The following is a 26,422-nucleotide window of genomic DNA, read 5'->3' as shown; positions in this document are numbered from 1 at the left end:
CGGGAACCGATCACCACTGGTGGGCCACGTCGAGGACGACCCGACTGTGCGCGCCCGGACCAGCGAGGACGAACGTGCGGAACGGCAACCGCGCGCGTACGCCCACCGCGAAGGTGCTGTAGCCCTCGAAGCTGCCGCCGAAGACGACGTCACGCAGTGTCGAATAGCGCAGCAGGTTCGCGGCGTGCTCACCGACCCGGTAGGGCACGGTGCCCACGTGCGAGTCGTCGTACGCGGGGGCCCGCAGCGAGACCCGCAGCAGCGCGCCCCCGGCGGTGTACGGCGACAGCGCCAGCCCTTCGCCCTCGGTCCACGTCTCGCCGTAGCCGACCGTGTAACCGTCGACCGGGCCGGCGAACTCGAACACCACCCGGTCGTAGCAGTCGTGCCGTCCGGTCCGTACGTCGACCAGCGGGGCGCTGCTCAGTGTGCCGGCCGACTTCTCCGCGCTGCCCCAGGTGAGCCCGCAGTACGGCGACGCGCTCGTCGCTGCGGCGCCGTTGCCGGCGCCGGCGACCAGCCCGGCGAGCACGACCGCCAGCGCCGTCAGTGCGCTCCTGATCCTCATCGTGGTGCCTCCGTCCGATGTGCGGGGGCCACGCCGCGGCGGCGTTGCCGGTGGCCCTCTGCCGTGACCGTCGTCCCGCCCCGGCACGGCCACTTCGCCGGGCCGTAACAGCCACGTAACGGCGGTCGATGGTGGTGACGTGGACGGCGCCGGTCAGTCGGGCACGGGTGGTCGGTGCAGCGTGCGCAGTGGTGAGCAGAACACCGGGAGCCAGGTCAGTCCGTTGGTGACCGCGCCGACCACAAGCGCTGTACGGACGTCCGCGTACTGACCGAGCAGGCCGGCGGCGACCGCTCCGACGGTCAGCGCCCCGGTGAGCAGGAACCGGAAGGTGGCGTTCATCCGGCCGAGCAGCGCGTCCGGGGTGGCGCCCTGGCGCAGGCTCACCCCGATGACGTTGCCGACCCCCGTCCGCCAGGCCAGGGCCATCCAGCCGATCCCGGCGAGCCAGAGCATCGGTCCGGTGTGGACCAGGGCGACAAGCCCGCCGAGCGGGGCGACGAGCAGACCGGGCAGCCAGAGCGCGCGACCGTGACCGATCCGGTCGGCGAGGGAGCGTGCGCTGAGTGCGCCGAGCAGCGCACCGACCCCGCCGACGCCCAGGAAGACGCCGAGGACGGCCGCGCCCAGCTCCAGTTCGCGCAGGAAGACGACCGGCAGCATTGTCGTGGTGAGCTGCATGGTCAGGTTGATGCCCGCGGTCGAGAGGGCCAGTGGGCGCAGCAGCGGGTTGCCGGCCACGTGCCGGACCCCGGCGCTGAGCTGCCGGGCAAAGCTGCCCGTGGCACGGGACCTCGGAGGGCGGGGTGCCTCGGGGCGGATCCGGGTGAGGACTGTCCCGGAGACGGCGAAGCTCACCGCGTCCAGCACGATCGCGACCGGCGCGGTGAGCGCCTGCACCACCAGCCCGCCGAGCCCTCTTCCTGCGATCTGCATGGTGGCGCCGGTGCTCATCATCAGCGAGTTGGCGGCCACCAGCCGCTTTCGGCCGACCAGGTCGGGCAGGTAGCTCTGCGCGGCGACGTCGGCGAAGACGGTGCCGACTCCGGTCAGCAGCACCACCACATAGAGCTGCGGGATGCTCAACCAGCCGGCCCACCAGGCCAGCGGCACGGATGCGACAAGTGCCGCCCGGGTGAAATTCGCGATGATCAGCACTGCACGGCGGGGCAGCCGGTCGACCCAGACGCCGGCCGGCAGGCCGATCAGCAGGAAGGCGGCGGTGCTCAGAGCGGCGAGAGTCCCAACCTGACCGGGAGTGGCGGCCAGCAGGGAGACGGCCAGCACCGGTACGGCCAACTGGCCGACGTGGAAGCCGACGCCATCGATGAGGGAGGCCGTGTAGAGCAGGCGGAAGGATCGCGGCCAGGGCTCCGGTCGTTGGCGTGCGGCGGTCACCGTCGGGGCAGTGGTCATGCCGCCCACGGTGCCCGTCGCAGTCCTTTCGACAGATAAATTTGATGCTCGCCGAATCGATCGGGGGCGCGGATGATGCTTGTCGGTCTGGACGCGCGGGACCTGGCGATGACCCGATTCGCGGTGTCACCGCTGTGGGAGGCGGTGGCCAGTGTGCGGATCATCAAGCGGCCGCATCAGTTCCCGGAGCACCTGGCCTGGCACCAGCGGGTCCGGCCGCGTCTGGCCGAGGTGGACTGGCAGTTGTTCACCGACCTGGTGCAGATGCCGACACCAGCCATCCCGACCTTCATCTGCCCGCCACCGACCACGTCACAGCCCACCCTCGACATCGAGTTGGCGACCCTCGTCGCCACACCTCCCGAAGCGGTGCGGGCCAGCCTCGACACGCTGCCAGCGCCCCGGTCGTCGGCTCTGGCGGCGCTCTACGCCGATCCACCAACTCACCTGGCCCGGCTGGCCGAGGTGATTCGGGCGTACACCGATGCGGTCATCGCGCCCTACTGGCCCCGGATGCGGACCGTGCTGGAGCGCGAAGTGCTGCTCGGCGCACAACGGATGGCCACCGACGGGGTGCACGGCCTGCTCAACCAGCTCGATCCCTTCGTCCGGCTGGAGGCCGGCACGCTGAAGGTGGAGCACATCGTCGTCGCCGGCAGTGTGCGACTCGACGGTCGGGGCCTGCTGCTCGTGCCGTCGGTCTTCATCGGCCGCCGGGTGTGGTCCAACTTCGGCTCTCCGGGACAACCGGTGCTGCGCTTTCCGGCGCGGGCGGTGGCCACTCTCTGGGAACGGGATCCGGCCCCGAGCGGGCGAGGGCTGGCCCGGGTGTTGGGTCGCACCCGGGCCGCCCTGCTCCACGAACTGGCGGTCCCGACCTCGACCGTGGAACTGGCCGAGCGCTGCGGGCTCACCCCGGGCACCGTGTCACAGCACCTGGGCGCGCTGCGCGAGGCCGGCCTGGTGGGGGCCCACCGCGTCGGCCGCTTCGTCCTCTACGCCCGCACGACCGCGGCCGAGGCGCTGGTCGCCGCCGGCGATGCGGCCGCCACCTGACGCCGGTATGACGCTTCCGCTACATGCGCCACCGGCCCGTCGATCTACGTGGATCTGTCGTCCATCAGATCCTGGATCTCCACCCAGGTCGACGGTCTGCCCGTCTGACCACTGTGGATTCCGGTGGTCGGGAGGCGAGTGTCCCCGACCGCCACGCCGGGGTGTCATCCACAGGTGACCCACTGTGCGGTAGCGTGCCTGGCACATCGACACATCCGAGGTGGACCATGCCTGCTGTCGTCGCCCTCGTGCTGACCCTCGCTCTGGCGCCCGCGCCGTCCCCGTCGGCCACCTCGGGGCCGATCGGCGACCTTCTCGGGGGCGTCGGGCAGATCGTCGACGACCTGCTGGGCGGCGCTTCGGCGCCGAGCACGTCCCCGACACCGGCTCCCACCGTGGCGCCCACGCCGAGCACGTCGGCGGCGCCCGGCCGGTCGGATCCGGCGGGGCCGGCGAGCACCCCACCGGCCAGGTCGACGCCTCGGGCGTCAGCGGCGCCCGGCCCGCCCGAGCGTCCCGCGAACGGCCCAGGGCCCCGGGAGGCGTCGGTGCCGCTGCGCACCGGCGACGCGCCCGCTCCGGCCGCCCCGCCGACGTTCAGCACCCCCACCCGGGGCGGCTGGCCGCCCGCGTACTACCTGGTGCTCGCCGCCGCCTTCGGGGTCCTCGCGCTGCTGCTGCTGTGGCGCCGCCGCCCGGTGGTCGTGGCGGCCGGTCCGACACCCGCACCCGCACCCGCGCCCACTCCCGCACCCACGCCCGCTCCCGATCTCGATCTCGATCTCGATCCGGACCCCGGCCCGGTGCCGGACAATGTCAGCCGGCTGCCGACGAACCTGAACGCCATCTACGAGCTGGGTCGCCTCGACGAGCGGCTCGAGCAGGAACGCGGGCGCCGGTCCTGAGCGGCGGTGCTCAGTGCGCCGGCCGCTGCCGCGCCCCCTCGGGCGGCGGGATCTCGTCGCGGTACGCCCCCACCGGCCCGGTGTAGCGGTCCGAACCGTGCGGGTACGGCCAGGCGTTGGCGGTGCAGCCGTGCAGGCCCAGCGTCTGCTGCTGCATCACCGGCGCCGCCCGCCCGCGCCCCGGGCACCGTTCGTGTCCCAGCCCGAGCCGGTGACCGACCTCGTGGTTGACCATGTACTGCCGGTAGGTGGCCAGGTTCGCGCCGTAACCCGGCACGGCCTTGACCCACCGGGCCACGTTGAGCACCACCCGGTCGCCGTTGCGGCACGACGTGTAGCCGTCCGGCACGTCCTGGCAGAGCGTGTCGCGGGTGCCGGGGGTGGCCAGGTAGATGGTGAAGTCGGCAGGGGTGCCCGCGCCCACCCGGCGCAGCCGCCATCTCCCGCCGGCCGTCCACCCGCGCGGGTCGTTGAGCGTCGCCGACACCGACGCCGCGACCTCGGCCACCGGAAGCCCCCGGATGTCGCGCTCCACAAGCACCCGGTAGCGCAGCAGGCGGCCATCGCCTCCGGCGCCGGCAGTCGTCTCGGCCGCCGCCGTCGTCCAGCGGTTGCCGCCGGTGCCGGGGTAACTGACCACGACGGGTGGGGCCGCGGCGCCGGCGCTCCCGGCGGCGGCAGCCGGCCGCCCGGTCGGCACCTGTCCCGCGGCGGGCTGCCCGCCGAGCGCCGGGCCGGTCGTGGCAGGCCCGGTCAGGGCCGGGTCGTTCGCACCGGCGACCGGCAGGTCGCATCCGGTGAGCAGTGCCACCACCAGCAACGCCGCGGAGGCGGCGTGACCACGGCGGGTAGCCTTCGTCGACATGTCTCTCCCCTCGCGCGCCGCACGGAGGCGGCGCGGGGGAGAAGACGGGTGATCGCGGCGAAAAGTTGAGGCGGTCCGGACGCAACTTTTCGGCGGCCCCGCCCGTCGGTACCGGTGTGGCACGGGGGAGGGCGCGGGGTGACGCGGAGTTCGTCGAGTTCGCGCAGGCGGCTACCGCGCGGCTGGTGCACGCCGCGTTCCTGATGACCGGAGACCATCACCGGGCCGAGGACGCCGCGCAGACCGCCCTGGTCCGCACGTACGCGTCCTGGTCCCGGATCCGCGACGACGACGCCTACGGCTACGCCCGCCGCATCCTGGTGAACCATCTGGTGGACGGGTGGCGGCGCCCACTGCGGGAGTATCCGACCGAGCAGGTCCCGGAGCAGCGGCGCGACGACGTGGCCGACGAGGTGGTCACGCGGCGCTGGCTGACCGCCATCCTCGGCGCGTTGAGCCCCCGTGAACGGGCCATCGTGGTGCTCCGCTACTACTTCGACCTTCCGGAGGCGCAGGTGGCCAGGGAACTCGCCATCTCCGTGGGCACGGTCAAGAGCACCAGCTCCCGGGCCCTGGAGAAGCTGCGCGCCGCCGGCCCGTTGACCGTCGACAACCAGGAGGTGCGGCGATGACCGAGCTGGACCGGCTCCGGGACGCCATGCGGGCGACCGAGCGTCCCGCCGTCACCCTCGACCTGGCCGCCGTCATGCGGGAGGGACGACGGTTGCGGACCCGTCGACGGGTCGCCGGAGCCGGAGCGGCGACGCTGGCGACCGCCCTCGCCGTCGTCGTCATGGTGGCGGTCGGGCCGCGGCCGGGGGAGCCGCTGCCGGTCGACCGTCCGCCGCCGGTGGCCGTCGCTCCGCCGCCGGCCGCCGTCTCGCCGACGCCGAGGTCGCAGGAGCCCACGCCGCCGCCGTCGACACCACCGCCGAAGCCGTTGGGCCGGGCCGTCGACAGTGGGGTCTGGCACGGCACCCACCAGCGGGTGTACTACATGGTCAGGGTGTCGGTGCCCGGGGAGCCCGGGGTGTCCATCGGGCTGGCCGCCGGGCGCCGCGCCCCGGACGGCACCCTGACCACGGACTTCCTGGTCAACGACGTCGAGGGGGCCGACCGCAGTCCGGGCTTCCACCAGATCGGGTACGACGAGCGGTCGTCCGCCGCGCCGGTGCCCGCCTTCGGTTACTTCGTCGGCCCCGCCCAGCGGATCGTCGGCACCGTCGCCGGCCGGCAGGTCGACGCCCGACTGGCCCGGTGGAGTCTCGACAAGCAGGTGGTCATCTTCTGGTTCGAGCCGGCCGAGCTGGCCCCGGGGCAGCGGCTGGACGGCATCGTGGCCCGCGACGGCGACGGTCGCCGCCTCTGACGGGTCTGTCATTCAGGCCGGGTCGTCCAGCCGACGCTCGATCGTCACCGTCGTCCCCTCGGCGGTGGAGACCAGCCGCACGTCGCCGTACGCGTTCATCAGCAACGCCCCGCGCCCCCGGTCCATCGCCGGGCGGCGGTCCCGCCAGGTGCCGAAATCGCGGACCGAGATCCGGATCAGGCCACCGCCGACCTGGAGCCGGACCCGCACCTCGGGGCGACTGGGCCGCTGCGCGTGCTCGACGGCGTTGTTCATGGCCTCGGACGCGGCGAGCAGCAGATCCTCCAGCAGGTCCGGGCCGACGTCCAGATCGGCGAGCGCCAGCCGTACGTCGCGGCGCAGCGCGGCGGCGGAGGTGGGCGCCGAGGGGTACGTCCAACCGGCGTCGAGCGCGTCGCCGGCCGGATCCGTCGGTGCTCCGGTGACCGGTCCGGTGGTGGTGCCGGACAGGTCGGGGCCGTCGGGCGCGGCCGGCTGCGGTTCGACTGTCGGCGCCGGCAGCCCGGTGACGACTTCGCCGGGTCCGGTGGTGGCGGGTGCCGGAGTGACACCGCCGGCCGGGGTCGGGTCGGTGGCCGTGCCGGCCCGGGCCCGACGGATGGCGGCCCGCACCCGGGCGATCAGCTCGGCGGCGGCGAACGGCTTCACCAGGTAGTCGTCGGCTCCGAGGCTCAGGCCGGCCACGCTGGCCTCCTCGCCGGCGCGGGCGGAGAGCACCAGCACCGGCAGGGTCCGGGTCGCCGGGTCGGCGCGCAGTTGGCGGACCAGGTCGAAGCCGTCGAGCACCGGCATCATCACGTCGGTGAGGACCACGTCCGGTCGATCGCGGTGGATCGCGTCAAGGGCCTGCCGGCCGTCGTTGACCGCCCGTACCCGCCAGCCCTGGGCGGTGAGCAGCCGACTCAGGTACGCGCGCATGTCGCTGTTGTCGTCGGCCAGCAGGATGTCCGCGCCGGCCAGCTCGTCCGTGGCCGGACCGGACGCCGCGGCGGTCTCCCGCACCTCGTCGGCCGGGTCGGTCAGCCAGCCCATCGCCTCGGCGACCGCCGCGCGGGCCGCGTCACCCCGACCGTTCGCCGGTGGGCCGGTCACCGCACGACGTGAGGTAGACCGGGGCAGCGCCACCGTGAAGGTCGTACCGACGCCGACCTCGCTGGTCACCCGGACCTGCCCGCCCTCCAGGCGGGCCAGCTCGTGGACCAGGGCCAGCCCGATCCCGGTGCCCTCGTGACTGCGTGAACGGGTGTCCTGGACCCGGTGGAACCGTTCGAAGAGTTTCGGCAGGTCCTGTTCGGCGATCCCGATGCCGGTGTCCGCGACGGTGAGCCGGACCTCCTCGTCGTCGGCGTCCAGCGCGACCCGGATCCGCCCGATGAATGTGTACTTGAGGGCGTTGGAGAGCAGGTTGGTGACGATCCGTTCCCAGTTGACCGGGTCCACCGTGACGGGGCCGGGCAGGGGTGGGCAGTCGACCTCCAGCACCAGGCCGGCCCGCTCGACGGCCGCCCGGAAAACCCCTGCCAGCTCGGCGGTGAGCGCCGCGAGGTCGATCACACGGGCCTCGCTGGAGGCCCGCCCGGCCTCCAGGCTGGAGAAGGTCAACAGGCTGTTGACCAGGGTCAACAGCCGGGTGGCGTTGCGCCATGCGGTCTCCACCCGTTCCCGCTGCACCGGCGCGAGCGGCGCGGCGGCGTCGGTGAGCGCGTCACCGAGCGGCCCGAGCATGAGGGTCAACGGGGTACGGAACTCGTGGCTGACGTTCGTGAAGAAGGTGGTCTTCACCCGGTCCAGCTCGGCCAGCGCCTCGGCCCGCCGACGTTCCTGCTCGTACTCCCGCGCGTTCCGCAGGGCCACGGACACCTGCTGGGCCAGCAGGTGGTAGAAGGACCGGTACGACTCGTCCAGCCCGCGGCTGGGACTGACCCCGGCGAGCAGGACGCCGAGCGGCTGCTCCTGGTCGGCCGAGGGCAGCGGCAGCGCCAGCGCGGCGCGTACCGGGTCGTCCCACGCGCCGCCGGGCAGCTTCAGTCGTTCGGCGATTCCGGTCACCTCGGTCGGACGGCCCTCGGCGGCGTCCGGCAGCCCCCAGGCGTGGCCGGTCCGGCCCGGCTCGTCCAGGTGTACGGCGTCCGGGAGCCCGTGCGGCACCGTGGCGTCGTCCGTTTCGCCGCCGACGCATGCGGCACGCCTCAGCACCGCGCCGTCGCGCAGGTAGATCGCGGCGAACGGCACGTCCAGCGGGTGACCGCCGATCGCGGAGATCAGGCGGGCGCAGGTGGCGTCCACGTCGACGGTCCGGCCGTCGCCGCGTACGGACAGGTCGCGCAGCAGCCGCAGCCGCCGTTCGCCGACCACCTGCTCGGTGACCTCGCTGCACACGGTCAGCACGCCGACCGTCCGGCCGTCGTCGTCGCGGGCCGGGGCGTGCGAGACGCTGAAGTACGCCTCCTCGCGGTAGCCGGCCCGATCCAGCAGCAACCGCAGGGCGGGCACCCAGCTGGCGACCCCGGTGGCCATTGCCTGCTCGATCAGCGGGGCGAGGACGTCCCAGCCCTCGGCAAGCGTCACGCGTACGTCGCCGCCGAGCGCGGCGGGGTGCTTGTCGCCGATCAACGCGGAGTACGCGTCGTTGTAGAGCTGGGAGAAGCTCTCGCCCCAGAGCAGCAGCATCGGGTAGCGGGAGGAGAGCACCACCCGGACCCCGGCGCGCAGGCTCTGCGACCAGCCGCTGACCGGTCCGAGCGGAGTGCCGGCCCAGTCGAGGTCGGCCATGAGTCGGCCGGTCTCGCCGCCGTCGGTGAAGAGATCCGTTCTGGGTCGTGTCACGTTCGACCCGGCCCCATCGCAAGCCCCCCGTTCCGGGCCCGTCGACCCCTGCTGGTGTTACCTACCCATCCTGGCATCTCTACTCACCTGTGCTGACGCCGGCACCTACCGTCGAGGCGCTGGTGGTTCCGGACGAACGACCGATGCCCGCTACATCGATATCTGTCAGTGTCGCGGTTATCTCTCCAACCCCCGAGGAGCCCCCATGAGAGGCAGAACGCTGAGCGCGGGAACCGCGCTCGCCGTGTTCGCCATGACGGTGACGATGGCCGCCCAGCCGGCGACCGCGTCGCCCACCACCACGACGACGCTGGCCCGGCCGATCGCCGCGTCCGTCGCCGCCCTGGCCGCACCTGACATCTCCGTCACGAACGTCCAGGCCCACCTGACCCAGTTCAACTCCATCGCCTCCAGCAACGGCGGCAACCGGCGGGCCGGCTCGGCCGGCTACACCGCCTCGCTCAGCTACGTCAAGAGCAGGCTCCAGTCGGCCGGCTACACGGTCAGCGAGCAGTACTGCTCCAGCTGCACGTACCCCTCGAACAACCTGATCGCGGAGTGGCCCGGCGGCCCGACCGACCAGGTGGTCATGTTCGGTGCCCACCTCGACGGCGTCTCGGCTGGCCCGGGCATCAACGACAACGGCACCGGCTCGGCCACCCTGCTGGAGAACGCGCTGGTCCTGGCCGCGCAGAACCCGACGATGACGAAGAAGGTCCGGTTCGCCTGGTGGACCGACGAGGAGCAGGGGCTCAACGGCTCCCGCTTCTACGTCAACTCGCTGAGCGCCACCCAGCGCGGCTACATCAAGGGCTACTACAACTTCGACATGGTCGGCTCGACGAACGGCGGCTACTTCATCAACCGGGTCAGCTCGACCACCGCCGCGCCGCTGAAGGAGTACTGGGACTCGTTGGGCCTGCAACCGGAGGAGAACGTCGAGGGGCAGGGCCGCTCCGACGACTACTACTTCCAGCAGGCAGGCATCCCCACCTCCGGCTACGCCGCGGGCGCCAGCGCCCGCAAGACCAGCACCCAGGCGGCCAAGTGGGGAGGCACCGCCAACTCGGCGTACGACCCCTGCTACCACCGGTCCTGTGACACCACCGCCAACGTCAGCGCCACGGTGCTTAACCGGGCGGCGGACGGCGTCGCGTACGCGCTGTGGCAGCTCGCGGTGGGTGGCGGCACCCCGACCAACGACTTCTCCGTCGCGGTCAGCCCCACCACGCGCACCGTGGCCCGGGGCGCCAGCACCACCGCGACGGTCTCCACCGCCACCACCGCCGGCTCGGCGCAGTCGGTGAGCCTCTCCGCCTCCGGGGCGCCCAGCGGGGTGAGCGTGTCGTTCAGCCCGTCCTCGGTGACCTCCGGCGGCTCGTCGACGATGACACTTGCCGCTTCGTCGAGCGCCGCTACAGGCACCTTCACAGTGACGGTGACCGGGACCGGCTCGGTCACCCGGACCGCCACCCTCACCCTCACCGTGACCGGCACCGGCGGCTGCGCGGCCGCCCAGGTGATCGGCAACGGCGGCTTCGAGAGCGGCGCCACGGTGTGGACGGCGTCCTCCGGGGTGATCACCAACTCCAGCAGCAAGCCGGCCCGCACCGGGTCGTACAAGGCGTGGCTCAACGGGTACGGCAGCACCCGCACCGAGACCCTGTCCCAGTCGGTGACCGTGCCGGCCGGGTGCTCCAGCTACACGCTGTCGTTCTGGACGCGCATCGACACCGCCGAGACCACCACGTCCACGGCGTACGACAAGCTGACCGTGCGGATGGGTTCGACCACGCTGGCGACGTACTCGAATCTGAACGCCTCGACCAGCTACGTCCAGCGCACGCTCAACGTGGCCGCGTACGCCGGGCAGACCGTGACGCTGACGTTCACCGGCACCGAGGACGCCTCACTGCAGACCAGCTTCGTGATCGACGACGTGACGTTGCAGGCGAGCTGACCGCGTACCCGACATGAGGCAGGGCCGCCGTCGGGAACACCCGGCGGCGGCCCGTCGCGTCGGAGGTCAGGGGAGCTGCGGGTAGAGCGCGGCGACGCCGCCGGCCAGCCCCGCCTGCACCTGCCGGCTCAGGTCGTCGGCGACGATCTCGTACGCGTCGGCCTCGATGCCGTCCACGGCGATCCGGGCGATGGCGGCCGGGTCGGACTTCGGGCCGGTGACAGTGGCGGCCATGTCGGTGTCCAGGTAGCCGACGTGCAGGCCGGCGACGCGGACGCCCCGCTCGGCGAGTTGGACGCGCAGCACGTTGGTCATCGACCATTCGGCGGACTTGGCGACGCTGTAGGCCGGGTGGGCCGGGGAGCCGAACCAGGACAGCACGCTCAGCACGTTGAGGATCGTCCCGCCGCCGTTGCCGGCGATGACCGGCGCGAAGGCCCGGATCGTCGACAGGGTGCCGACGTAGTGGGTCTCCAGCTCCAGCCGGACGAGGTCCAGGTCGCCGTCGAGCAGGTCGGTCCGGGTGTCGATGCCCGCGTTGTTGATCAGCAGGTTCACGTCGCCGGCCAGCTCGGCGGCGGCGGCCACCGAGGCGGGGTCGGTGATGTCGAGGCGTACCGGCGTCACGCCGGGCAGGTCGACGGTGTCGGGGTTGCGGGCGGCGGCGTAGACGGTGGCGCCCCGGGAGGCGAGTTCGGCGGCGAGGTGGCGGCCGAAGCCACGGTTGGCGCCGGTGACGAGGGCGGTGCTTCCAGAGATCTTCATGGGCGTCAGGTTATCCGTGCTGACTTCTGCTAGCCAAAGTCACCTACGTCACGAGGAGGGCGCGCCCGGATCGGGAATACGACCCGGACGTCCCCACCGCCCACCCGGTGACGACTCGTATCCTTTGCGCGAACCTCCGCACGTGACAGAAGGGAGACGGTGTGAGCAACCAGGCCGAGACGTTGGAGTTCCAGGCCGAGGCGCGTCAGCTCCTCCAACTGGTCGTCCACTCGATCTACTCGAACAAGGACGTCTTCCTGCGGGAACTCATCTCGAACGCGTCCGACGCGCTGGACAAGCTGCGGCTGGCCACCATGGTCGACAAGGACCTCGTCGCCGACACCGACGACCTGCACGTCACCATCGAGGTCGACCGCGACGCCCGCACCCTCACCGTCCGGGACAACGGCATCGGGATGACCCGCGACGAGGTGGTCGGCCTCATCGGCACCATCGCCAAGTCGGGCACCGCCGAGCTGCTGCGCCAGCTGCGCGAGTCCGCCGACGCGCGCGCCTCGCAGGACCTGATCGGCCAGTTCGGCGTCGGCTTCTACGCCGCGTTCATGGTCGCCGACCGGGTCACCCTGCTCACCCGCAAGGCCGGCGAGACCGGCGGCACCCGCTGGGAGTCCGCAGGCGAGGGCACGTACTCGGTCGAGGGAGTCGACGAGGCGCCGCAGGGCACGTCTGTCACCCTGCACCTCAAGCCCGCCGACACCGAGGACAACCTGCACGACTACACCTCCGAGTGGACCCTCCGCGAGATCGTCAAGCGCTACTCCGACTTCATCGCCTGGCCCATCCGGATGACCGTCGAACGCCCCGGCGCCGACGGCGCGGACGCCACGAGCGAGGTGCAGACCCTCAACTCGATGAAGGCGCTCTGGGCGCGGCCCCGCGACGAGGTCGACGCCGCCGAGTACAACGAGTTCTACAAGCACGTCAGCCACGACTGGGCCGACCCCCTCGAGGTCGTGCACATGAAGGGCGAGGGCACCTTCGAGTACGAGGCGCTGCTGTTCCTGCCCAGCCACGCCCCGCTCGACATGTTCGCCCCGCAGGGCCGCCGCGGCGTCCAGCTCTACGTCAAGCGCGTGTTCATCATGGACGACTGCGAGGCGCTGGTCCCCACCTACCTGCGCTTCGTCAAGGGGGTGGTCGACGCGCACGACCTGTCGCTGAACATCTCCCGCGAGATCCTGCAACAGGACCGGCAGATCCAGATCGTCCGCCGCCGTCTGGTCAAGAAGGTCCTCGCCACGGTCAAGGACCTCAAGGCCAACCACCCCGAGCGGTACCGCACCTTCTGGACCGAGTTCGGCACTGTCGTCAAGGAAGGGCTTATCGACGACACCGACAACCGGGAGACCCTGCTGGAGATCCTGTCGGTGGCGTCCACCAACGACCCGGCCGAGCCCACCGACCTCGCCGGCTACGTCTCGCGGATGAAGGACGGCCAGAGCGACATCTGGTACGCCACAGGCGACTCCCGGGCCACCATTGAGAACTCCCCGCACCTGGAGGCGTTCCGGGCCAAGGGCCACGAGGTGCTGCTCCTGACCGATCCGGTCGACGAGGTGTGGGTCGAGCGGGTCGGCACCTACGACGGTCGGCAGTTGCGCTCCATCGCCAAGGGCGAGGTCGACCTGGACACCGACGAGGAGAAGCAGCAGGCCGAGACCGAACGTGAACAGCAGCGGCAGGAGTTCGCCGCGCTCGTCGAATGGCTGGGCACCACCCTCGCCGACAGTGTCCGGGAGGTCCGCCTGTCGTCGCGGCTGACCACCTCACCGGCCTGCGTCGTCGGGGACGCGCACGATCTCACCCCGACGCTGGAGAAGATGTACCGGGCGATGGGGCACGAGGTTCCGTCGACCAAGCGGATCCTGGAGATCAACCCGGGTCATCCGCTGGTCGCCGGGCTGCGCAAGGCCCACGAGCAGGGCGACTCCTCCGAGACCCTGACCGAGACGGCCGAGCTGCTGTACGGCCTGGCGGTGCTCGCCGAGGGCGGCGAACTGGCCGACCCGGCCCGCTTCACCCGGACGCTCGCCGACCGGCTGGCCCGCACCCTGTAGTCGCTCCGACCGGCGGGGCACCCGGCAGGGGCCCCGCCGGTACTCGACCCTGACCGCTGCCCGAACGTCGATTCCGGGAGGGCCCGTGCCTGTCGGCACCGTGATCTTCAGCGGCCAGGGGCCGCACGGCGACCGCTGGCACCCGTTGCCGGAGACCAGCGCCATCCTCGCGGACATCATCGGTGGTGCCGCCGTCGTGACGTCCGTCGACCGGCTCGCGACCGCGCTCGACGGTGCCCGACTGCTGGTGGTGAACGCGAGCGCCGACCGGTCCTCCCCGGTCCCCGACGACGCGCTCTTCGGGCTCGTTCTCGACGGCTTCCTGGCCGGCGGCGGCAATCTGCTCGCCGTCCACAGCGCGACCCTCGCGTTCCCCCGGGTGCCGAGCTGGCGTGCCACCATCGGCGCCGCCTGGGAACACGGCCGTTCGTTCCATCCGCCGATCGGTTCCAGTCTCATCCGGCGGACCGCCGTCGCGCATCCGATCACCGAGGGGCTCGGCGACATCGAGGTCTTCGACGAGCGCTACACCGACCTGGAACGGGTCGACGGCGTCCACATCGAGCCGCTCTACGGGTACCGGGAGGGCGGCGTCTTCCACCCGCTCGTCTGGGCCCGCACGGCAGGGGACAGCCGGATCGTCTACAGCGCCCTCGGCCACGACGGCCGGTCGTACGAGTCGCCAGGCCACGTCGAGCTGCTGCGTCGAATCGTCGCCTGGCTCCGCCCCGAGCGCTGATCGCAAACGGTCCATCGTGGTCACTGCACAGTGTCGCGAGGCCCGCAACCGGTGGGCGCAACGCGGAGCGCTGCCCGGTGAAGAACTTCACAGCGAGTGGGCGTTCGTCACCGACCGTGCCTAACGTCGGTCGGGTTCGCCACTGCGGACACCACGGCCGGCAACGCCAAATCCTGCCCCCGGTCGTCGGAACCCAGTCCACCGGGCAGGAGCGGGGGAACCAGGTTTTCCGGTGCACGCACCTCGGGGTGAAGCCGCCACCGCGCGGCCGGGCTCCTCGGCCCGAACCCGACAGCTCACCTCGCCGGCGTGGAGGATATTCATGACGTCTGTTCACACGCCCCGTCATCGACGGGTCACCACCCGCCGCCTCGCCGTCGGCACCCTTGCCGTCGGCGCGGTCACCGGTGCTGTCGCCCTCTTCGGCCCGGCCGCCCCGGCGCAGGCCGGCGTCAACTGGGACGCGATCGCCAAGTGCGAGTCCGGCGGCAACTGGAAGACCAACACCGGTAACGGCTACTACGGTGGGTTGCAGTTCTCGCAGAGCACCTGGGCCGGTTACGGCGGCAAGAAGTACGCCGCACGCGCCGACCTGGCCAGCCGCGGCGAGCAGATCGCCGTCGCCGAGAAGGTGCTCGACGGGCAGGGCATCGGCGCCTGGCCGACCTGCGGCAAGAAGGGCGGCTCGTCGGGCGGCTCCGCCAGCAAGTCGACGAAGTCGACCAAGTCAACCAAGTCGACGGAGTCGGCCAAGTCGACGGAGTCGACCTCGAAGCCCAGGCCGTCGCGCGGCGAGAAGCCGGCGACGCGCGACCACGAGCGCACCGCGCCCGCGGCGGGCGGCGAGACGTACACCGTCAAGCCGGGCGACACCCTGTCGGAGATCGCCGACCGCCAGCGCTCGACCGGCGGCTGGCAGGCGCTGTACGAGCGCAACCGGCAGCTGATCGGCGCCGACCCGGGTCTGATCTTCCCGGGTCAGCGGCTCAGCCTCTGACGCACGACGCACGACGCACGACGCACGACGCACGACGCACGACGCACGACGCACGGCCGGGTCACCGGCCGAGCGTTCGTGTGTGACGACGCGGGTCGCGGTCAGGCCGCGGTGGCGGATGCCTTCTGCTCCCGCTGTTGCGCGGGCAGCGGCCCGGCGTTGCGGCCCCAGCGCGGCGCGGTCCCGCCGGGCCAGCCGGGGCGGCTCTCGTCCCGTACCTCGTCGACAGTCATCTCGACCGAGGTGGACTCGCCGCGGGCCAGCCGCAGCGAGTGCTCGGCGCCGGTGCGGGCCTCGCACGGCCACCCCTGGCCGGCGCACTGGAGATTGCGGCAGTGCCCCTCGTCGTCCGGCTCGTGGGCGCTCAGCACGTCGACCGCGAGCTGCCAGAGCAGCGGGTCGGTCACGTCGTGCGGACGCTCGACGCGACGGCTCGGTCGGTTGCTGGTGTCGTCGGACATCGTGGGTCCCCCTCGTCAGGCTGGTCCCCTCAAGGGTCACCCGTGGGCGGTCGGCTAAACCGCCGACCTGCTGTGATGTGTCGCCGATCGCAGGAAACTCGGCCGCCAAGAGACCATCAGTCGGGCAATAGCGGCATCTCGACGCCGGGATCGCGGCCGAGCAGCACCGCCCGGGTGAGGGCCGCCGATCCGAACCGGTCGCGGACCGCGTCGACCGCCGCGTCCAGGTCGGTGCCGGGGTCGGGTTGGAAGGGCAGCTCCGGCTGGACCGGGTTGTCGTCGAGGTTGCCCACCGAGACGCCGATCAGGGTCACGCCCCGCCTGTCGATCTCGGGCTGGGTCGCCCGCAGCAGCGCCCGTGCGGCGGCGAGCACCTGTGTGGTGTCCGCGGTCGCCTTGCCCACCGTGTGCGAGCGGGTGGCCCGCGTGTAGTCGCCGAAGCGCAGCCGCAGCACCACCGTGCGTCCGGCCCGTCCGGCGGCCCGCATCCGTCTGGTGACCCGGTCGACCAGGCCGGCGAGGATCGCGTCCAGCTCGGCCGCCGCGTGCGGGGCTCGGCTCAGCGCGTGCTGCGCGCCCATCGACCCACGCCTGCGGCCCACCTGCACCGGCCGGGGGTCACGGTTGTGGGCCAGAGCGTGCAGGTGCCGGCCCGCACCCGCGCCGAGCAGCGAGACCAGCGCCGCCTCACCGAGCCGGGCCACGTCGCCGACGGTACGGATCCGGCGTTCGCGCAGCTTCGCAGCGGTGATCGGACCGACACCCCAGAGCCGCTCGACCGGCAGCGGATGCAGGAACGCCAGTTCGCCGTCGGGTGCGACCACCAGCAGCCCGTCCGGTTTCGCCACCCCACTTGCCACCTTCGCCAGGAACTTCGTCCGCGCCACGCCCACCGTGATGGGCAGGCCGACCTGCTCGCGGACCTCCCGACGCAGACCCTCGGCGATATCGACCGGGGGCCCGACCAGGCGGCGCAGGCCGCCCACGTCCAGGAACGCCTCGTCGATGGAGAGCCCCTCGACCAGCGGGGTGGTCCGCCGGAAGATCTCGAACACCGCCCGGCTCGCCACCGTGTACGCGGACATGCGCGGCGGCACCACTATCGCGTCGGGGCACAGCCGGCGCGCCTGCTGACCGCCCATGGCGCTGCGGACGCCCCGCGCCTTCGCCTCGTAGCTGGCCGCGAGCACCACCCCGCAGCCGACGATCACCGGGCGTCCCCGCAGGCGTGCGTCGTCGCGCTGCTCGACCGACGCGTAGAAGGCGTCCAGGTCGGCGTGCAGGATGGTGGCCCCGGGCGACACGTACACATGTTCGCATGGCGCCTGTCGCCACGACAGTGACCTGGGCGAACGCGGTCACGTGCCGATCAGTCGAGGCAGAATTCGTTGCCCTCGGGGTCGGCCATGACGAGGTGGCCGGCGCCCAGCGGGGGAGCGGGTTCGTGTCGGGCGAGCCGGATGGCGCCGTACGCGACGAGCCGTTCGGCCTCCGCTTCGAGGGCCGCCATCCGCTCGTCGCCGGCGAGGCCCGGCGCCGCGCGCACATCCAGGTGGACGCGATTCTTGACCTGCTTGCCCTCGGGTACGCGCTGGAAGAACAGCCGTGGTCGGGAGCCCTCGGGGTCGACCACCGCCGAGGCGTCGTTGCGGTTCTCCGGCGGCACGCCCATCGCGTCGAGTGCCTGCTCCCACGACTCGAAGCCGCCGGGCGGGTCCTGCAGCTGGTAGCCGAGCGCCTCGGCCCAGAACCTGGCCAGCGCGGCCGGGTCGGCGCAGTCGAACGTGATCTGCACGTCGCGTGGCATGGCAGCTCCCCTGATCTCGTCGGTCATGGTCCCAGCCTCCCGGAAATCACGGACAGGATCGTTCCTCGATCCGTGCAACGATCGGCGGGTGAGTGTCGAGGCGACCACCGAGCGGGTTCTGCGGTTGTTGGCGCTGCTCCAACGACGACCGACCTGGACGGCCGCCGACCTCGCCGCGCAGCTGCGGGTCACCGACCGCTGCGTCCGTCGCGACGTGCAACGCCTGCGGACGCTTGGGTATCCGGTGCGCGCGGTGTCAGGTGTCGGTGGCGGCTATCAGCTCGGCGCGGGCACCCGGCTGCCGCCGTTGCTGCTGGACGACGAGGAGGCGATCGCGACCGCCGTCTCCCTGCGGCTGGCGTCCGGCGGCACGGTCGCCGGGGCGGGCGAGGCGGCCCTGCGGGCCCTCGCCAAGCTCGACCAGGTGATGCCGTCACGGCTGCGCGCCGAGGTGCGGGCGGTGCACGGCTCCACGGAGACCCTCATCGGGCCGGTCGTCGAGATCGACGCGGAGTTGCTGGTGATGCTGGCGCGGGCCTGCCGCGACGCGGTGCGGGTGCGGTTCGGCTACCCGGGACGGGACGGGGAGCGCGAGCGGACGGTCGAGCCGGTCCGGATGGTCACCACCGGCCGACGGTGGTATCTGATGGCCTGGGACGTCGACCGGGCCGACTGGCGCACGTTCCGGCTGGACCGGATGCGTACGGCGGTGGCCACGACTTGGCGCTTCCGGCCCCGCGCGCATCCCGACCCGGTGGCCTTCGTGCAGCGGTCTGTCACCGGGTCGCCGTACCGGTACGTCGCCCGGGTGCGGGTACGCGCCCACCCCGACCAGGTGCGGGCGTCGGTGCCGCCGCAGGTGGGCCGCGTCGAGGACGACCGCGACGGGTGGTGTGTGCTGCTCGTCGGCGGCGACGATCTGGACTGGCTCGCCGCGCACATCGCCCGCCTGAGGTACGAGGTGCGGGTGGTGGAGCCCGCGGAACTGCGTGACGCCGCCGCCGGTCTGGCGCGCCGCCTGGCGGCGATGGCCGAGCCCGCCGAACCGGGCCCGGTCAGTCCGGGGCGGGCCGGGCGCGGACGGTGAACCCCCGCAACGACACCGGGCCGCCGTCCGGAGCGGTCCACGGTGCCGTGTGGGTGCCCGTGCACCGCCACCCGGTGCGTTCGTAGAGCGCGACGGCAGCGGCGTCCCGCACGGCCACCTCGAGCACCAGGTCCGTCGCGTGCTCGTCCGCCCACCGTCGGGCGCGGGCCAGCAGCGCGTCGCCGAGCGCCAGCCCGCGGACGGCCGGCGCCACGAAGAGGCGCGCCACCTCGGCTGTCGGCCGGTCGGTTTCGGACAACCTGTGCACCGCGACATGTCCCACGATTGTCGCGTCCGGCGCGACGGCGACCCAGGCCCGTGCCGGTCGCGGCTCGCACAACCACCGGTGCGGGTCGGCGGGCCAGTTCATCGGGTACCCGTCGACCCGGTGCACCTCCGCGAGGACCGCGACACAACCGTCCAGGTCGGTGGCGCGGCGGCGGCGGACGTGCGGCGGGATCACAGGTCGTCGAACGGGCGGGCGTAGCGGAATTCGCCCCGGATCGTGTCGCGCCACGCGCTCAACGGGCGGGCCATGAAGTACTGCGGGCCCCACGGCTGCGGCGGGGTGACGCCCACCTCGACAGCCGGCCGGAACCCGAAGCGAGGGTAGTAGTCGGGGTGCCCGAGCAGCACCACCAGGGGCTCGTCCCGCGCGTCGGCCGCGCCGAGCACCGCGTGCATCAGGGCGCTGCCCACCCCGCGCCGCTGCCAGCCGGGCAGCACACCCAGCGGCCCGAGGCCCACCGCCACCGGCGCACCGGCCACCCGGGCGCGGGTGGCCACCACGTGCCCCACCACCTGGCCGTCCGAATCGACAGCCACCAGGGAGTACGCGGACACCCAGCTCTCGTCCACGCGCAGCGCGTCGACAAGTGTGGCCTCGACGGGTACGTCGACACCGTCCTTGGCGAAGGCCGCGACGTGCACCGCCCGGACGGCGTCCACGTCGGCGGGTGTCTCGCGTCTGATCAGCATCGCGCCACCATAGGCGTGCGGGGTCGCCGGCCGCACGAGGTTATCGCCCCGGGCGGTCGGGGGCGGGAGGTCAACCGACGGCGGTGGCCGACGGTGGGGCGCTGCCACCCTGCGGCACCTCCGGGGTCATCAGTCGGATGATCTCGGCCTGGTCGGCGGGCGACGGCAGCCCCCAGCCCGGACGGTAGCCGTACACCTCGTGCAGTGGGGTGGAGCCGGTGCGACCGTCTAGGATCTCCACGGCGTCGGTGTCGATCAGGCCCGGGTGTTCGACGCCGCACGCCTCGGCGACCTTGGTGAGGTCGCGGCGCAGCGTCGCCAGATAGTTCGCCGCCCGGACCGACTTCAGGGTCGGGTCCAGGCCCCGGGCCAGCCAGGCGTTCTGCGTCGCGACGCCGGTGGGGCAGGTGTCGGTGTGGCACTTCTGCGCCTGGATGCAGCCGATCGAGAGCATCGCCTCCCGACCCACGTTGACCATGTCGCAGCCCAGCGCGAAGGCGACGATGGCGTTGTCCGGCAGGCCGAGCTTGCCGGCGCCGACGAACACCACCTGCTCGTGCAGGTCGTGCTCGGCGAAGACCTTGTAGACCCGGGAGAAGCCCTGCTGGAACGGGAGCGACACCGAGTCGGTGAAGATCAGCGGCGCGGCGCCGGTACCGCCCTCGCCGCCGTCGATCGTCACGAAGTCGACGCCCCGGCCGGTGTCGCGCATCAGGGTGGCCAGTTGCTGCCAGAAGCCGAGGTCGCCCACCGCCGACTTGATGCCGACCGGCAGGCCCGTCTCGGCGGCCAGCAACTCCACCCAGTCGAGCAGGCTGTCGCAGTCGGAGAACTCGGCGTGCCGGGACGGGCTGACGCAGTCCTGCCCGGCCGGGATGCCCCGGGTCGCGGCGATCTCGGCGGACACCTTCGCGCCGGGCAGCAGCCCGCCGAGGCTCGGCTTGGCGCCCTGGCTGAGCTTGATCTCCAACGCCCGCACCGGTGCGCCGGCGACCAGGTCCTTGAGCCGGTCCAGGCTGAACCGGCCGTGCTCGTCGCGGCAGCCGAAGTACGCCGTACCGAGTTGGAAGACCAGTTCACCGCCGTTGCGGTGGTACGGCGACAGGCCGCCCTCGCCGGTGTTCTGGAGGCAACCGGCCAGCGCCGCCCCCTTGTTGAGCGCGGTGATCGCGTTGCCGGAGAGCGAACCGAAGCTCATCCCGGAGATGTTCACCACCGACTCGGGCCGGAACGCGTGGGCGCGCCCCCGGGCCGCGCCGAGCACCTTCGCGCACGGCAGCCGCACGTCGTGCCCAGCGCCCGGAGTCGACGGCGGCACGGCCCGGCCGAACGTGCGGTGCTTGATGATCGGATAGCCGGGGGTGTACTCGATGTCGTTGTCGGTGCCGAACCCGAAGTAGTTGTTCTGCTGCTTCGCCGACGCGTACACCCAGCGGCGCTGGTCGCGGGTGAACGGACGCTCCTCGTTGTTGCCGGCCACAATGTACTGCCGAAGCTCCGGCCCGATGGCCTCCAGCAGATATCGGGCGCGACCGACCACCGGGAAGGTGCGCAGCAGCGCGTGGTCGCGCTGGATGAGGTCCCGCGCGGCGAGCGCCGCCATGGCGGCGGCGACGGCGGGTACGGCTCGACGGGCCCATGTCATGCCCGGGTCTCTTTCCGGCCGGGCGGCGGATCAAACCGGCCCGAGAGTGACGCGGTGCTGGTCAGCCCCGTGACTGGGTGTGGGCTGGGCGGCGGTGCGGTGTGCCCCGCACCGCCGCCGTTCGACTCAGCGGTGCCGCAGGCTCTGGCGGACCGTACCGCCGACGATCGCGCACCACGTGCTCGTGCTGAGCTTGCCGTTGCGCGGCAGGTTGTGCAGCGCCTGGAGGTCCTGCACGGCCGCCCGGGTGGCGTGGTCGTACGCGCCGGTGACGGTGACCGCGTACCCCTTGGTGGCCAGGATCTCCTGCACGGCGGTGACCGGCGCGCCGGTGGCGTGCTGGTCCAGCTCCGGCGCCAGGGTCTCCCAGGTCGGCGTGGTGAGCGTGGCGTCCACGTCCACGGCGATGCCGTTGCGGGCCTGCCAGTCCTGCACGGCCGCCACGGTCGCGGCGTCGAACGTGCCGCTGACCGTCACCGCGTAGCCCCGGAAGGCGAGCAGGTGCTGCACGACCCGGACCGACGGGGAGTTGACGAAGCGCCACAGGTCCGGCCAGCGGCGCGCCGGCACATCACCGGGCTTGGTGCCCAGGGCCGTGTGCACCCGGCGGCGAAGCTCGGGGAACTGCCTGTAGAAGGCCGCGCCGGGGCACTGGGTGGTGCGGAAGTCCCAGTGTCCGAAGATGTCGTACGCGTGCAGACCGTACTGGCGGCAGATGGCGACGCAGAGCTTGACAAGCGAGTCGGTGAGCGCCTCCGGTGGCGTCTCGGTGACGTAGGTGCCCTCGTTCTCGATGCCGATGGCCCGACCGTTCTCGCCGGGGCAGTGCGCGGAGATCATCTGTCTGTCGCCGGCTTCGAGGCGTTCCAGGCTGCCCCGGCGGCCCTCCAGCACGTAGCCGCCCCGGCTGATCGTGAAGTGCTGGCCGGTGTCGGACCAGCCGTTGCCGTCCATGTGCAGGTCCTGGCAGTCGTGGGCCAGCTTGACCGCCTGCTCGCGGGAGTAGTCGGTGACGTTCGGGAACGCCATGTGATGCACGATGATCTTGTTGGTGGGAATGGCGCTTACCGACAGCGGGTCCTTCGGCGGCCGCGCCGCCCACTCGTCACAGCTGATGATCCAGTCCAGATCGGTGCCCGGAGCGGCCTGAGCCATGGCGGGAAAGGCCAGCTCGCTCCCGACGACGGCGACCGTGGCGGCGCCGAGACCGGCCCGCAGCAGCGTTCGGCGGTCCACTTCGGAGTGGTCGACGTGCATGAAAGTCTCCTCCTGCGGCCGACGGCGGGGGGATGAAAAGTAGCTCCAGTGGCCGCACGCACTCCGGAGAATATTGCCGAGGCTGTCCCCGCGCCAGACCCCGTGCCACCGCAGCGCGGCGTTTCCCCGCCGGTGCGCGGGGGTAGGTCCGGGCTGACCGTTCGGCTGTCCCGCGTGAAGGAATGACCAGATGAGTGACAACGTCAGCGACGCGGTGGGCGACGCCCTGCGCTCGGTGATGCTCTTCCTGCCCAAGGCCGTCGCCTTCCTGGCGATCCTGGTGGCCGGATGGCTGATCGCCAAGGCCGTGCTGAAGATCGTGGAGAAGGTCCTCGAACGCGTGGGCTTCGACCGCGCCGTCGAACGTGGCGGCGTGCGCCGCGCGTTGAGCCGATCCCGGTACGACGCCAGCGACATCGTCGCGAAGCTCGCCTACTACGCGGTGCTGCTGTTCACCCTCCAGCTCGCGTTCGGCATCTGGGGCCCCAACCCGATCTCCGACCTGCTCGGCGCGGTCATCTCCTGGCTGCCCCGCGCGTTCGTGGCGATCGTCATCGTCGTGGTCGCCGCGGCCATCGCCAACGCCGTGAAGGACCTCATCAGCGGCGCGCTCGGCGGCCTGTCGTACGGCCGGGTGCTGGCCACCATCGCCTCGGTGTTCATCCTCGGCCTCGGCGTCATCGCCGCGCTGAACCAGATCGGCGTGGCCACCGCGGTCACCACCCCCGTGCTGATCGCCGTGCTGGCCACGATCGGCGGCATCCTCGTCGTGGGCGTGGGTGGCGGTCTGATCCGTCCGATGCAGAGCCGCTGGGAGGCCTGGCTGACCCGCGCGGAGCAGGAGTCGCAGCAGATCGCCGCGCACACCCGCGCGTACCGGGCCGGCCGCCGCGACGCCGAGGCCGAGCGGGCCCGCGCGTCGGCACCCGCGAGCGATCCGGAGGAGACCCAGATCGTGACGCGGCCGGTCGACTCCGAGGCCACCCAGGTGGTACGCCCGTCGGCCGACTCCGAGGCCACCCAGGTGGTACGCCCGTCGGCCGACTCCGAGGCCACCCAGGTGGTCGTGCGCCCCGCCGACCCGGACGTCACGCAGGTGGCGAGCGTCGACCCGGAGGCGACCCAGGTGGTCCGGGGTGGCACCGACCGCGCGGTGCCGGAGCAGCGCCTCGGCGACGACAGCGAGGCCACCACGGTCATCCCGCCGGTCGACAGGCGCTGACCGTCAGCGGCACGAGCGGGGCGGGATCCTCCGGGATCCCGCCCCGCCTCGTCGTACGCCACGCCAAAACGCTGGCCGGGGCCGGGAGGCTTGTCTAGCATCGCCGACATGACCTGGCGATGTTGATCCAGCGGCGTAGGCCGATCCCGTGGACCGCCACGGACACCGCACGTCCGGTGTCCGTCTCCACTCCCACGGGAAGGCCAAATGATCCACACGACCCCGCGCGTGCCCGGCCCGGCGCTCCGCAGGCTGACGACAACCCTCTACGGGTACGCGTTCCTCAGTGACCTCGTCCTGCTCTATCCGCTGTACGTGGTGTTCTTCGCCGACACCGGGCTGTCGGTGGGGCAGATCTCGTCGCTCTTCGTCCTCTGGTCGGCGGCCGGCATCCTGTTCGAGGTGCCCTCCGGCGCGTGGGCCGACGTGGTGTCCCGCCGGCTGCTGCTGTGCCTCGCCCCGCTGGTGACCGCCGGCGGGTACGCGCTGTGGGTGCTGCTGCCGTCGTACCCCGCGTTCGCGGTCGGGTTCCTGCTCTGGGGGGCCGGCGGCGCGTTGGTCTCCGGCGCGCTGGAGGCGCTGGTCTGGACCGAGATGGACCGGCTCGGCGCGGCCGACCGGTACGTGCGCGTGCTGGGGCGTGCCCGCACGGCGGGCGTGCTGGCAGTGGTGCTCTCCGGGGTGCTCGCCGGTCCGGTGCTCGCCGCCGGCGGCTACCCGGCGGTGGGTGCGGCGAGCGTGCTGGCCTGCCTGCTCGCCACGACTGTCGCCGCGCGCTTCCCGGAGCACCGCGCCGCGCCCGCCGCGGTGGAGTCCACCGCACCCGACGACGGTGAGCTGGGCTGGTGGGACACCCTGCGCGCCGGGGTGGCGCAGGTCCGCACCCGCCCGCCGGTGCGCTCCGCCGTGCTGCTGGTCGCCGTGGTCGCCGCCGACTGGGGTGCCCTCGACGAGTACACCCCGCTGCTGGCCCTGGACACCGGCGTCGGGGCGCGCGCCGTGCCGCTGCTGCTCCTGCTGCTCTGGGCCGGGGTCACCATCGGTGGCCTGCTCGCCCCGGTGGGGGAGCGGTGGGGCGGCCGGGGCTACGCGGCGCTGCTGGGCCTGGTCGGTGTCGCGCTGGCCGGGGGCGCCCTGCTCCGGCACCCGGCCGGGTTCGTGCTGCTCGCGGTGGCGTTCGGAGCCGCGCAACTGGCCACCGTGCTGGCCGACGCGCGGCTCCAGGCCCGGATCACCGGCGACAGCCGTGCCACCGTCACGTCGCTCGCCGGGATGGCCACCGACCTGCTGGTCATCGGGACGTACGCGGTCTACGGCCTTCTCGCCACGGAACTGGGCAACGCGGTGGCCTTCGCGGTGACGGCCGGGCCGTACCTCGTCGTGGCCCTGGTCCTGCTGCGCCGCCGCCGGCGCTCGGCGGCAGTGCCCGTCGCCGCCGCCGCGCCCGGGTCGACCTGAACGCCGCCCGGCGGCGGCCCCTCCCGGCCGCCGCCGGGCGGCACGCTCAGCTCGCCATGTGCAGGAACGACCACTGGTGGCCGTCGAGGTCCCGGAAACCGCGCATGTACATCGGCCCGTCGGCGACCCCGGGGCCGAGCGGCTCCCCACCGGCGACCGCCACCCGGTCGACCATCTCGTCGACCTGCTCGCGGCTCTGCGCCGACAGCCCCACGATGACCTCCCGGCTGGTCGCCGTGTCAGTGGCGGCGACCCCCGTGTACGCCTCGAAGGCCGAGCGGACGTGCAGCATCAACCGGGTGGTGTCGGAGATGGTGAGCATCATGCTGTCACCGGCCGGCGCGGTCTGGTCGCTGGTGAAGCCGATCGCCCGGTAGAACTCGGCGGCGAGGGTCAGGTCGCTCACCGCCAGGTTGATGAACGTCATGGTCATCGCAGGTCTCCGTTCAGCTCGCTGCGCTCCGGTCAGCTTCCCGCGCGGGACGCCGACCCGGCCCTCGACGCGCCGAGGGCGGCGTCAGCGCTGGTCGCCGTCGAGGTAGACCCACCGGCCGTCCTCGCGGACGAACCGGCTGTGCTCGGTGAGCGTGCCGGGCCGGCCCGCGTCCCGGTAGTGGGCGTGGAACGTCACGGTGCCGGCGCTGTCCAGCAGGCCGCCCCGCTCGGTGTCGACGATCTCCAGCCGGGTCCACCGCCGCCCCGGGTCCAGGTCGAGAAGGGCCGGCCGGGTCGAGGAGTGCCAGCTGCGCAGCAGGTAGCCGGAGTCGCCGAGGGCGAAGGCGCTGAACCGGGACCGCATCAACGCCTCGGCAGTCGGCGCCTGCGCCACGCCGCCGTGCACCGGGGCGCAGCAGTCCGCGTACGCCTGCCCCGACCCGCACGGGCAGGCCCGCCCCGTCGTCGCGTTCGCCCGCCGCCGCGCACCACCCTTGCCCACGCCCTCATCCTGCCGCACCCGTCCGC

The 26,422-nt window shown here is 72.6% G+C and carries 25 protein-coding genes, 1 pseudogene and 1 riboswitch; of the genes and pseudogenes, 12 read left to right on the top strand and 14 right to left on the bottom strand.

Going from position 1 to position 26,422, the window contains the following annotated elements; genetic code table 11:
• Positions 1-10 precede the first annotated feature (10 nt).
• A complete protein-coding gene (locus ACFY1S_RS22785; RefSeq protein ID WP_387121413.1) occupies positions 11-568 on the bottom strand; it encodes a hypothetical protein in 558 nt (185 codons plus the stop codon).
• 153 nt (positions 569-721) lie between these two features.
• The gene (locus tag ACFY1S_RS22780) at positions 722-1,984 is read right to left on the bottom strand and encodes an MFS transporter (RefSeq protein ID WP_387121410.1); all 1,263 of its coding nucleotides are present in this window, start codon (positions 1,982-1,984) and stop codon (positions 722-724) included.
• Positions 1,985-2,056: 72 nt separating this feature from the next.
• On the opposite strand from ACFY1S_RS22780, the gene ACFY1S_RS22775 reads away from it, so the two are divergent.
• The 3 genes and pseudogenes from ACFY1S_RS22775 (at position 2,057) to ACFY1S_RS22765 (ending at position 3,945) form a co-directional block, all read left to right on the top strand.
• On the top strand, positions 2,057-3,040 hold the full coding sequence (locus ACFY1S_RS22775; protein ID WP_387121407.1) for a helix-turn-helix domain-containing protein: 984 nt from the start codon (positions 2,057-2,059) through the stop codon (positions 3,038-3,040).
• Between the two features lie 24 nt (positions 3,041-3,064).
• Positions 3,065-3,148, top strand: a pseudogene (locus tag ACFY1S_RS22770) (peptidase S1); the annotation flags it as partial.
• Between the two features lie 119 nt (positions 3,149-3,267).
• Complete coding sequence (locus tag ACFY1S_RS22765; RefSeq protein ID WP_387121404.1) at positions 3,268-3,945, top strand: hypothetical protein; 678 nt, start codon at positions 3,268-3,270, stop codon at positions 3,943-3,945.
• 10 nt (positions 3,946-3,955) lie between these two features.
• On the opposite strand, the gene ACFY1S_RS22760 is transcribed toward ACFY1S_RS22765, so the two are convergent.
• On the bottom strand, positions 3,956-4,810 hold the full coding sequence (locus ACFY1S_RS22760) for a DUF3152 domain-containing protein (protein WP_387121401.1): 855 nt from the start codon (positions 4,808-4,810) through the stop codon (positions 3,956-3,958).
• Between the two features lie 116 nt (positions 4,811-4,926).
• Between ACFY1S_RS22760 and ACFY1S_RS22755 the strand changes: the two genes are divergently transcribed.
• Positions 4,927-5,442 carry a SigE family RNA polymerase sigma factor gene (locus ACFY1S_RS22755; protein ID WP_387121397.1) on the top strand — a complete coding sequence of 172 codons (516 nt, stop codon included), beginning with the start codon at positions 4,927-4,929 and terminating at the stop codon, positions 5,440-5,442.
• Entirely contained in the window at positions 5,439-6,179 is a 741-nt protein-coding gene (locus ACFY1S_RS22750; protein ID WP_387121394.1) for a hypothetical protein, read from the top strand. The genes ACFY1S_RS22755 and ACFY1S_RS22750 overlap by 4 nt, the downstream gene beginning before the upstream one ends.
• Positions 6,180-6,191: 12 nt before the next feature.
• Here the strand turns inward: ACFY1S_RS22750 and ACFY1S_RS22745 are convergent, their stop codons facing one another.
• On the bottom strand, positions 6,192-9,005 hold the full coding sequence (locus ACFY1S_RS22745) for an ATP-binding protein (protein WP_387121391.1): 2,814 nt from the start codon (positions 9,003-9,005) through the stop codon (positions 6,192-6,194).
• A gap of 205 nt (positions 9,006-9,210) precedes the next feature.
• On the opposite strand from ACFY1S_RS22745, the gene ACFY1S_RS22740 reads away from it, so the two are divergent.
• A complete protein-coding gene (locus ACFY1S_RS22740) occupies positions 9,211-10,965 on the top strand; it encodes a M28 family peptidase (RefSeq protein WP_387121388.1) in 1,755 nt (584 codons plus the stop codon).
• 66 nt (positions 10,966-11,031) lie between these two features.
• On the opposite strand, the gene ACFY1S_RS22735 is transcribed toward ACFY1S_RS22740, so the two are convergent.
• Positions 11,032-11,730: an SDR family oxidoreductase gene (locus ACFY1S_RS22735; protein WP_387121385.1), complete on the bottom strand. Its 699-nt coding sequence runs from the start codon at positions 11,728-11,730 to the stop codon at positions 11,032-11,034.
• A 161-nt stretch (positions 11,731-11,891) separates the two neighbouring features.
• Between ACFY1S_RS22735 and htpG the strand changes: the two genes are divergently transcribed.
• The 3 genes from htpG (at position 11,892) to ACFY1S_RS22720 (ending at position 15,544) form a co-directional block, all read left to right on the top strand.
• The gene (htpG, locus tag ACFY1S_RS22730; RefSeq protein WP_387121382.1) at positions 11,892-13,808 is read left to right on the top strand and encodes a molecular chaperone HtpG; all 1,917 of its coding nucleotides are present in this window, start codon (positions 11,892-11,894) and stop codon (positions 13,806-13,808) included.
• 85 nt (positions 13,809-13,893) lie between these two features.
• Complete coding sequence (locus ACFY1S_RS22725) at positions 13,894-14,547, top strand: ThuA domain-containing protein (RefSeq protein ID WP_387121379.1); 654 nt, start codon at positions 13,894-13,896, stop codon at positions 14,545-14,547.
• A 154-nt stretch (positions 14,548-14,701) separates the two neighbouring features.
• Positions 14,702-14,872, top strand: a riboswitch (cyclic di-AMP (ydaO/yuaA leader).
• The gene (locus tag ACFY1S_RS22720; protein WP_387121376.1) at positions 14,870-15,544 is read left to right on the top strand and encodes a transglycosylase family protein; all 675 of its coding nucleotides are present in this window, start codon (positions 14,870-14,872) and stop codon (positions 15,542-15,544) included. Its footprint overlaps the riboswitch before it by 3 nt.
• A 101-nt stretch (positions 15,545-15,645) precedes the next feature.
• Here ACFY1S_RS22720 and ACFY1S_RS22715 read toward each other — a convergent pair whose 3' ends face one another.
• The 3 genes from ACFY1S_RS22715 to ACFY1S_RS22705 form a co-directional block, all read right to left on the bottom strand.
• Complete coding sequence (locus ACFY1S_RS22715; protein ID WP_387121373.1) at positions 15,646-16,005, bottom strand: hypothetical protein; 360 nt, start codon at positions 16,003-16,005, stop codon at positions 15,646-15,648.
• A gap of 116 nt (positions 16,006-16,121) precedes the next feature.
• Entirely contained in the window at positions 16,122-17,309 is a 1,188-nt protein-coding gene (gene dinB, locus ACFY1S_RS22710) for a DNA polymerase IV (protein WP_387121370.1), read from the bottom strand.
• A 65-nt stretch (positions 17,310-17,374) separates the two neighbouring features.
• Positions 17,375-17,812 (bottom strand): VOC family protein, encoded by a 438-nt coding sequence (locus ACFY1S_RS22705; protein WP_387121709.1) that lies wholly within the window; start codon positions 17,810-17,812, stop codon positions 17,375-17,377.
• Between the two features lie 88 nt (positions 17,813-17,900).
• On the opposite strand from ACFY1S_RS22705, the gene ACFY1S_RS22700 reads away from it, so the two are divergent.
• A complete protein-coding gene (locus ACFY1S_RS22700) occupies positions 17,901-18,899 on the top strand; it encodes a helix-turn-helix transcriptional regulator (RefSeq protein WP_387121367.1) in 999 nt (332 codons plus the stop codon).
• Here ACFY1S_RS22700 and ACFY1S_RS22695 read toward each other — a convergent pair.
• The 4 genes from ACFY1S_RS22695 to ACFY1S_RS22680 all read right to left on the bottom strand — a co-directional run bounded on the left by ACFY1S_RS22695 (position 18,868) and on the right by ACFY1S_RS22680 (position 22,779).
• On the bottom strand, positions 18,868-19,362 hold the full coding sequence (locus ACFY1S_RS22695; protein ID WP_387121364.1) for a GNAT family N-acetyltransferase: 495 nt from the start codon (positions 19,360-19,362) through the stop codon (positions 18,868-18,870). The genes ACFY1S_RS22700 and ACFY1S_RS22695 overlap by 32 nt on opposite strands.
• Positions 19,359-19,877, bottom strand: coding sequence for an N-acetyltransferase (locus ACFY1S_RS22690; protein WP_364376818.1), 519 nt, complete (start codon positions 19,875-19,877; stop codon positions 19,359-19,361). Before ACFY1S_RS22690 ends, ACFY1S_RS22695 begins: the two co-directional genes overlap by 4 nt.
• Positions 19,878-19,947: 70 nt before the next feature.
• The gene (locus ACFY1S_RS22685; RefSeq protein WP_387121361.1) at positions 19,948-21,522 is read right to left on the bottom strand and encodes a glutamate synthase-related protein; all 1,575 of its coding nucleotides are present in this window, start codon (positions 21,520-21,522) and stop codon (positions 19,948-19,950) included.
• Between the two features lie 126 nt (positions 21,523-21,648).
• The gene (locus tag ACFY1S_RS22680; RefSeq protein ID WP_387121358.1) at positions 21,649-22,779 is read right to left on the bottom strand and encodes a peptidoglycan-binding protein; all 1,131 of its coding nucleotides are present in this window, start codon (positions 22,777-22,779) and stop codon (positions 21,649-21,651) included.
• Positions 22,780-22,969: 190 nt separating this feature from the next.
• On the opposite strand from ACFY1S_RS22680, the gene ACFY1S_RS22675 reads away from it, so the two are divergent.
• Together ACFY1S_RS22675 and ACFY1S_RS22670 are read left to right on the top strand one after the other, a co-directional pair.
• Positions 22,970-24,001 (top strand): hypothetical protein, encoded by a 1,032-nt coding sequence (locus ACFY1S_RS22675; RefSeq protein ID WP_387121355.1) that lies wholly within the window; start codon positions 22,970-22,972, stop codon positions 23,999-24,001.
• A gap of 207 nt (positions 24,002-24,208) precedes the next feature.
• The gene (locus ACFY1S_RS22670) at positions 24,209-25,459 is read left to right on the top strand and encodes an MFS transporter (RefSeq protein WP_387121352.1); all 1,251 of its coding nucleotides are present in this window, start codon (positions 24,209-24,211) and stop codon (positions 25,457-25,459) included.
• 46 nt (positions 25,460-25,505) lie between these two features.
• Here ACFY1S_RS22670 and ACFY1S_RS22665 read toward each other — a convergent pair whose 3' ends face one another.
• Together ACFY1S_RS22665 and ACFY1S_RS22660 are read right to left on the bottom strand one after the other, a co-directional pair.
• A complete protein-coding gene (locus ACFY1S_RS22665; protein ID WP_387121349.1) occupies positions 25,506-25,892 on the bottom strand; it encodes a VOC family protein in 387 nt (128 codons plus the stop codon).
• Between the two features lie 84 nt (positions 25,893-25,976).
• Positions 25,977-26,396: a YchJ family protein gene (locus ACFY1S_RS22660; RefSeq protein WP_387121346.1), complete on the bottom strand. Its 420-nt coding sequence runs from the start codon at positions 26,394-26,396 to the stop codon at positions 25,977-25,979.
• Between the last annotated feature and the right edge of the window lie 26 nt (positions 26,397-26,422).

Origin of the sequence: Micromonospora sp. NPDC000663 (genome assembly GCF_042898105.1) — a bacterium.
Lineage (GTDB): Bacteria > Actinomycetota > Actinomycetes > Mycobacteriales > Micromonosporaceae > Micromonospora.
Note: the sequence above shows the minus strand (reverse complement) of the source record. Positions and strands in the feature narration are given on the sequence as shown.